The 6918-nt window shown below is 56.9% G+C and carries 8 protein-coding genes; 6 read left to right on the top strand and 2 right to left on the bottom strand.

Going from position 1 to position 6918, the window contains the following annotated elements:
• The first annotated feature begins 270 nt into the window (after positions 1–270).
• Both hslO and NW849_RS08745 read left to right on the top strand, forming a co-directional pair.
• A complete protein-coding gene (gene hslO / locus NW849_RS08740; RefSeq protein ID WP_414357280.1) occupies positions 271–1230 on the top strand; it encodes an Hsp33 family molecular chaperone HslO in 960 nt (319 codons plus the stop codon).
• A 76-nt stretch (positions 1231–1306) separates the two neighbouring features.
• Positions 1307–2287, top strand: a complete 981-nt coding sequence (locus NW849_RS08745; protein WP_414357281.1) for a glycosyltransferase family 2 protein — start codon at positions 1307–1309, stop codon at positions 2285–2287.
• Here the strand turns inward: NW849_RS08745 and NW849_RS08750 are convergent.
• The gene (locus NW849_RS08750; RefSeq protein WP_414343203.1) at positions 2279–3406 is read right to left on the bottom strand and encodes a YcjF family protein; all 1128 of its coding nucleotides are present in this window, start codon (positions 3404–3406) and stop codon (positions 2279–2281) included. The genes NW849_RS08745 and NW849_RS08750 overlap by 9 nt on opposite strands.
• Positions 3407–3827: 421 nt before the next feature.
• On the opposite strand from NW849_RS08750, the gene NW849_RS08755 reads away from it, so the two are divergent.
• From NW849_RS08755 to NW849_RS08770, 4 genes are all read left to right on the top strand, one after another.
• Positions 3828–4379 carry a Dps family protein gene (locus NW849_RS08755; protein ID WP_414357283.1) on the top strand — a complete coding sequence of 184 codons (552 nt, stop codon included), beginning with the start codon at positions 3828–3830 and terminating at the stop codon, positions 4377–4379.
• Between the two features lie 123 nt (positions 4380–4502).
• Entirely contained in the window at positions 4503–4781 is a 279-nt protein-coding gene (locus NW849_RS08760; protein ID WP_414357285.1) for an Asr1405/Asl0597 family protein, read from the top strand.
• Complete coding sequence (locus NW849_RS08765; protein ID WP_414357287.1) at positions 4765–5415, top strand: (2Fe-2S) ferredoxin domain-containing protein; 651 nt, start codon at positions 4765–4767, stop codon at positions 5413–5415. The genes NW849_RS08760 and NW849_RS08765 overlap by 17 nt, the downstream gene beginning before the upstream one ends.
• A 180-nt stretch (positions 5416–5595) precedes the next feature.
• Entirely contained in the window at positions 5596–6558 is a 963-nt protein-coding gene (locus NW849_RS08770; protein WP_414357291.1) for a Gfo/Idh/MocA family protein, read from the top strand.
• 19 nt (positions 6559–6577) lie between these two features.
• Here the strand turns inward: NW849_RS08770 and NW849_RS08775 are convergent.
• Positions 6578–6918, bottom strand: a 341-nt coding sequence (locus tag NW849_RS08775; protein ID WP_414357289.1) for an aminotransferase class I/II-fold pyridoxal phosphate-dependent enzyme, incomplete at its 5' end; no start/stop codon positions are given.

Here is a 6918-nt window from a genome sequence, read left to right on the forward strand (position 1 = left end):
CGCAAGCTATTTTCCGATATGCTTGCCGTCTGCCATCTCAGATCTTCACACTTCTTAAAATCTCTCCCAGAAAAGGGCCGTCCCGCTGGCGCGACCAGTGTTGCGTAGGTCTTTCAGAGCGGACAGTCTCATTCCCGCCCCGACAGGGCAGTTCCCTCCCCAAAGTCCGGCAAGAGAGGGGCTACAATCTCACTTAGACTCACTTAGAATGAAGGCTGAGTCGCCAGGGGATCCCTGCAGGCTTGACTTAAGACATGCGTTGAGGTTGCGATGACGGATGCCTCTGGGTCAGAACGATTGAAGCGAGCGAAAAGCATTTCTGAGGGTACGCCCTCATCTCTTCCGGATCACCTGATCCGGGCCACGGCGGCAGAAGGCAAAATTCGGGTGGTGGGCTTGGTGTCTACCCAGGCGGTACAAGAGGCACGGGAACGGCACAAGCTGTCCTATGTCGCGACGGTGGCTCTGGGGCGGGCCATGAGTGCAGCCCTGTTGCTAGCGGCCAACCTGAAGCGGCGCCAGGCGCGGATTAACCTGCAACTGAAAGGAAATGGCCCCTTGGGCAACATCTGGGTAGATGCCGGCTTGGATGGCACGGTACGCGGGTATGTGAGCAACCCCGCCATTGAGCTTCCCCTCACTGCCGAGAGCAAGTTGGATGTAGGCCAAGCCGTTGGGCGCTATGGCTACCTACACGTGCTGCGGGATCTGGGGTACGGCCAGCCCTACACCAGCGCGGTGGAGCTGGTTTCGGGAGAGGTGGGAGACGATATCACCTACTACCTCTCCTCCTCAGAGCAGATTCCCTCGGCAGTCCTTCTGGGGGTAAACCTTGACTCGCAGCGGGTACGTGCCGCCGGTGGGGTGTTGTTGCAACTGATGCCAGGGGCGCCGGCCAGTCTGATTCCGGAGATGGAGGCCCGTTTGGCCAAAGTGGAAGAGTTTAGCCCGATGTTGGCTTGCGGCGGCGGCTTGCGGGAGCTGTTGCAACTTTGCCTGGGCGACCTGGATCTGAAAATTGCGCCGGAAATGCGCACCATCCGCTTCTACTGCAAGTGCAATTCCGACCGGGTGAAGGGGGCTCTGCGCATGTTGGGGCGGGACGAATTGCTCGATATGATCCACACCGATAAGGGGGCAGAGGCAGTTTGCCACTTTTGCAACGAGGTTTATCGCATCTCAGAGGATGAGCTGCGCTCGATTGTGGCGGAGATGTCGGCCACCCCCTAATGGCAAAATGATGGCCAACTACGGGATCCTCATTGCTTTCTGACACCTCTCGATGTTGTCTGAGCCCCCGGTTGAGTTGGTTGAATTATCGGTTGTTGTCCCCTGCAAAAATGAGGCGGATAACCTGGAACACCTGTTCGAACGCCTGCAACTTACCTTGGAGCCGCTGGGGATCCCCTACGAGATCATTTGTGTCAACGATGGCAGCCAAGACGACACACTGGAAAAGCTGATCGCCTTTCACCATCAGGATCCCCGTATCAAAGTGGTGAACCTTTCCCGTTGCTATGGCAAGGAGATCGCCCTTACTGCCGGCCTCGATCACGCCTCTGGCAACGCTGTCGTTCCCATCGATGCCGACTTGCAAGATCCGCCGGAGCTGATCCCGGAGATGCTGCAGCAGTGGCGGCAGGGCTATCAGGTGGTTTATGCGGTGCGCCGCAGCCGCCGCGGGGAGAGCTGGCTAAAACGCTTTACAGCCAACGGCTTCTATTGGTTGATTGATCAACTCAGCCAGGTGCGGATCCCGCGCAATACGGGGGATTTTCGACTGCTGGATCGGCAGGTGGTGGAGGCAGTTAAACAGCTGCGAGAGCGCACCCGCTTTATGAAAGGGATCTTTGCCTGGGTGGGCTACCGGCAAACGGCCATTTTTTACGATCGCGCCCCCCGCTTTCGCGGCAAAACCCAGTGGAACTACTGGCGGCTGTGGAACCTAGCCATAGAAGGCATCACCTCTTTTAGCTCTTGGCCGTTGCGGGTGTGGAGCTACATAGGGTTGGCGATCTCGGTTCCAGCCTTTTTGTATGGCCTTTTTCTCATCATCCGCACCTTGCTCTTTGGCTCCGATGTACCTGGCTATGCCTCTTTAGCGGTGATGATCTTGTTTTTGGGCGGGATCCAGCTGATCAGCTTGGGCGTGATTGGCGAGTATTTAGGCCGCGTTTTTGAAGAAGTGAAAGGCCGCCCCCTCTACCTGGTCGATGGCACCTTTGGGTTTGAGACCCCACGACCTTCCCCTGCCCTAGATTCAGTACCTACGCAAAAGCTAGGATGAAAAGTCATCTTTCAGAGTTTTGGATCCCGAGGCAACATAACTTTGGTACTCGCGTATAAAGATATCTTTCATCTCTTCTGGAGATAGCTGGATCCCTTGGATTTTGGCGCGGGCGATGGCCTTCATCAGCTCGATATAGGCCAGGCCCAGAGAGAGAGTGAGGGTGGCTGCCGTAGTGGATTGGATAGCGCTGCCTACAATCCCCGGGCCGGGAATCATCTTCAGCAAGTTGGACACAATCGTTCGCCCGATTGCTGTTGTAATTGTAGTGCCTGCCAAAGCGGCTATCAAAGAGTAGTAAAAAGAAGGGGAAGCCTCGAAGCCAAAAATAAAGCTGATATTGGCAATCATGCCTGCTTGGGCTGTAACCAACAGAGGGGCATCTGCAAAGGGAAGGGGTACTGCCCCGATAAACGCTGCACTGGCCACATAGCCTGATACGTACTTAAAGGCAGCCTCGGCTTTGAGATCCACCCGCAGCAATTGCTGGCGGATAAAGGCAAGGCGAGCCACTTCCGGCAAAAGCTCTAGCGTGCAGCCAATCAGGTGCTCCAGCCCGTGGGCAGGAATGGTAATTTGCCGGTTAATCGCCTTGTTGCGGGCCAAAACGGGAACAATGTAGCGGACAGGCAAATTTTGATGCTGCAAATACCGGAAAAACTCGCTCTCTTCAGGATTGGGATATTCCAAGCATTGGGTTAAGACCAAGATGACGGGAACGTCTTTGAGTTCCAACTCCTTTAGCCATTTGCGTTCAACTTCCTCCAACCGCTTCAGTTCGTGGTGGAGGCAGTACCAAACAACATGGATGTGATGTTCAGGATCCTTAAAGCGCAGCTCCTCGATAAGCTGGGAAACCTCCAGGCGAACTTGCTGATTCTGTTCACCGTCTAGTTCCATGCCAGGTGTATCGTAGATGGTGATTGGGCAACCTGGCTTGGAATACTGACGAATGTGGCGGGTGACGGGGCTGCCAACACCGGTACGGGCCAGCTCATCTCTAAACACTGCATTGACCAAGGTGCTCTTGCCCACCCCGCTTTTGCCAATGACCAGGATGTTGCAGTGGCCCAACTCTGTCTGCGCCTCTAGGAGGTCCTTCTGTAGTATCTGAGACACCGAATTCCAGAAAGACTTAAAGGCTTCTGGCTTCTCGAGAGATTCAGAAGCTTCTGGGATGCCTCGGGCACGGTCAACAATTTGGCGGGTTAGGTCAGTCAGTTTCTCTAAGAAGGATGGGCTTTTCTGAGACATGCTTCTTGCTTCTTCCCCTAAGGCCGATAGCCCCACAAAGGTAGTTCAGGGCGGATCCTACTGCCAAGTTTCTTCCGATACCGGAGACTGACCTAGCCAAGAGCCAATCTGTCCGCGCCCTGATCCCGCTCAGCGGGATCCGCAACAACGGGTTTATTGAGAGTTATTCACAAGAGTCATTTTCTGCACTATGCTAGATTTGGAGGCAAACACCCAGGGATCCCAGGCCCGTTGTGGCGGGCGCTCTAGGATTCACAGCTCCTTTTAACTTGTGCTGGAGAGTTTTATGTCCGAAACTTCAACCCTGCGCCAGTCTTTCAACAGCGTGCGCGACAATCCTGTCTTGCTTGGCACTGAGATAACCCAGCCGGTTTGCGAGGGGATGAACGCCCTGCTGGCCAGCTTCCAGGGGCTGTACTTGCAGTACCAGAAGCATCACTTCGTGGTAGAAGGCACTGAGTTCTATCCGCTGCACCAACTCTTCAAAGATCACTACGAGCAGGCGAGGGAGCATGTCCACGACCTGGGAGAACGCCTAGAAGGGCTGGGAGGTGTGCCGGTAGCCAGCTTTGCCACCTTGGCCCAGCTTTGCTGCTTTACCCCTGAGCCGGATGGAGCTTTTGGGGCGCGGCAAATGTTAATGAACGACCTGGCGGCAGAGCAGGCCATCATCGATCTGCTGCGGCGACAGGCAGCCCAGGCGGAGAGCCTTGGGGATCGGGCCACTCGCTACCTCTACGAGCAAATCCTGTTGAAAACAGAGGATCGCGCTTTCCATCTCCATCACTTCCTGGCCAACGATAGCCTGGTGTTTGGCTTGATGAACGGCAGAGTCTAGCCAGAGGGTCTACAGGTGGGCTTGAGCCTGCCTAGCTTCCGGCCTCTGGCTTTTTTTTGAAAGGCTATTGAGAATTTGTTTCATCTCTTCACTATTCTTTACTCTGAGGTGCTGATCCCGGCCATGAACCCCGTCTTTCTGGACTCTGAGCGCGGCTATCTCTTGAACATTCCTCTGGGCGAGCGCTGGCGCGTTGGTCGGCGGCTGATGGAATTGGGGATCCCGGCGATTTGTACAGGAGATGGTCGTCTGCGGGTGGAGGCGAGTACTCCATTGGCTGTTCTACAGGTGCGCAGTGTGATCCGTCAGCACACAGCGCGGCGACAGGAGTTATTGGATGGCCTAGAGGTTTGTTGGCAGCTCAACACAGAGGCTGGGGGTCAAGATGAGCAAGTTCCCTAAGCAAGGAATCCCGTTTGAGTCGGAGGGCCAGTTTTTGGGATTTCTTCCCGATAAGGATGGCAAGCTCAAGTACCTGCGTTGGCAGGCTGGGGCTGACATTTTTTCCGGCAAGATCCCCAAGTCTCTGCGCTCTGCCCTCTACCGCACCCTCAAACCTGGAGACACCGTGCAGATCTGTGGGGAGCGGGAGGTGGATCCGCACAAAGGGCGAGAGAAGTGGGTGCTTTACCGGGTGGTTCCCCTCGGAGAGAGGGCGGGGGGTTTGTCTTCGGCTTCTGGGGCTGAGGCAGCTTCCGAACCGGTTGCTCCAAACATCACAGATATCAAAGGAGATATCAAAGGTACAGACATCAAAGGTAAGGTGCTGGTCTGCCAGAAATCCGACTGTTATCGGCGTGGGGCCGGAGCGGTGATGCAAGCCCTGAACGCCCACTTGGCCGCCTACTCTGGTTCGATTTGCGTGCAGGGGGTGGGCTGCATGAAAGATTGCAAACGGGGCCCCCATGTGGTGTTTATGCCCGACAAGGCTCGTTATAGCGGCGTTTCCCCCCAGGGGATCCCGGCTTTGTTGGAGCGGCATTTTCCGCTTTCCTCGCCGCAACCCCAAGAGGTTGAAGCAGCAGCTTCTTCCTAACGCCCATGGGATCCCCACCGGCGAACAGCTCTGTGAGGTAGGCACAAAATCAAAGGGTGCAGCAGGAGTTTTCCGGCAAACCTAGGCGGAGCGAGATCCGGATTGCCGGGTGGTACAAAGGATCCCTCCTGTGTGATGCTACAGACAGAGGCAGGCTAGGGGAGGGAACAAACCTTGCGGGTGGGGATCATCGGCACCGGCTACGCAGCTCGCTCACGGGCCGAGGCCTTGCGCAAAGATGGGCAAGTGCAGATTGTCGCTGTTGCCGGTCGAGCTCCCGACCGGAGCGATGCTTTTGCCGCCGAGTTGGGGGCCGTCGCCTATTCGGACTGGTCTTCTCTGTTGGGCGAGCAGCGGCTGGATCTGGTTTTTGTCAGCACCATCAATCGGGATCATGCCGCCATTGCCCGTGCTGCTCTGGAGGCCGGGATCCACACCGTCGTGGAATATCCCCTTGCCTTGAGCGCTGCCGAAGCACGTTCTTTGGTGCAATTGGCAGCCGAGCGGCAGGTGCTGCTGCACGTCGAACACATTGAGCTGATCAGCGGCGTCCACCTGTTGCTGAAACGAGAGCTGGAAGGGCTGGGCAAGCTCTTTGCCGTCCGCTACATTACCCTCACCGCCGCCCACCCCGCCCCCGACCGCTGGACCTATCGGCCTGAGTTGTTTGGCTTCCCTCTCATAGGGGCTGTTTCTCGCATCCACCGCTTGGTGGACTTGTTGGGCAAGGTGGAACGGGTGAGCTGCCAACTGCGCTACGACGGGCCGGACCTGCCCCACCGCTACAGCAGTTGCTACTGCACAGCCCAACTGAGTTTTGCCAATGGGTTGCTGGCGGTGTTGACGTATGGCAAGGGGGAATCCCTGTGGTGTTCCCAACGGCTGTTGGAGTTTCACGGCCAACGGGGGGGCCTGTTGATCAACGGCGAAGAGGCAATGTTGTTGCGGCCCGGCAGCGCCCATTCTCTAGAGACGGGATCCCGCCACGGCCTCTTCGAGCAAGACACCCGCATGGTGCTGGATCACCTGCGCCACGGCAGACCCCTCTACATCAATACCGAAAACATGCTCCACGCCCTGGCAGTGGCCGAGGCAGCCGAGCGATCTGCCCAAACCCAGCAGGTGGTTCCCGTTCAGGATTGATCCCAGAGTCAAGACCCAATTAACCAACGGCTCCAGCCCCCGCAAACACGCTGCCGATGCGGCGCATCGCCTCTTCCACGTTGGCGCGGCTGTTGAAAGCTGACAGGCGCAGATAGCCCTCTCCGGCGCTGCCGAAGCCAGAGCCGGGGGTACCCACCACATGGCAGGTGTGCAACAGCTTGTCGAAAAACTCCCAACTGCTCAGCCCAGCGGGTGTTTTCACCCAGACGTAGGGGGCATTCACGCCGCCATAGACTTGGATCCCCACCTCGGCCAATTGCTCGCGAATGATGCGGGCATTTTCCAGGTAAAACTGCACCAGACCTCGCACCTGCGCCTGCCCCGCTTCGGAATAAACTG

The sequence above is a fragment of the Synechococcus sp. R55.3 genome (assembly GCF_047461975.1).
In the GTDB taxonomy this organism is placed as follows: Bacteria; Cyanobacteriota; Cyanobacteriia; order Thermostichales; family Thermostichaceae; genus Thermostichus.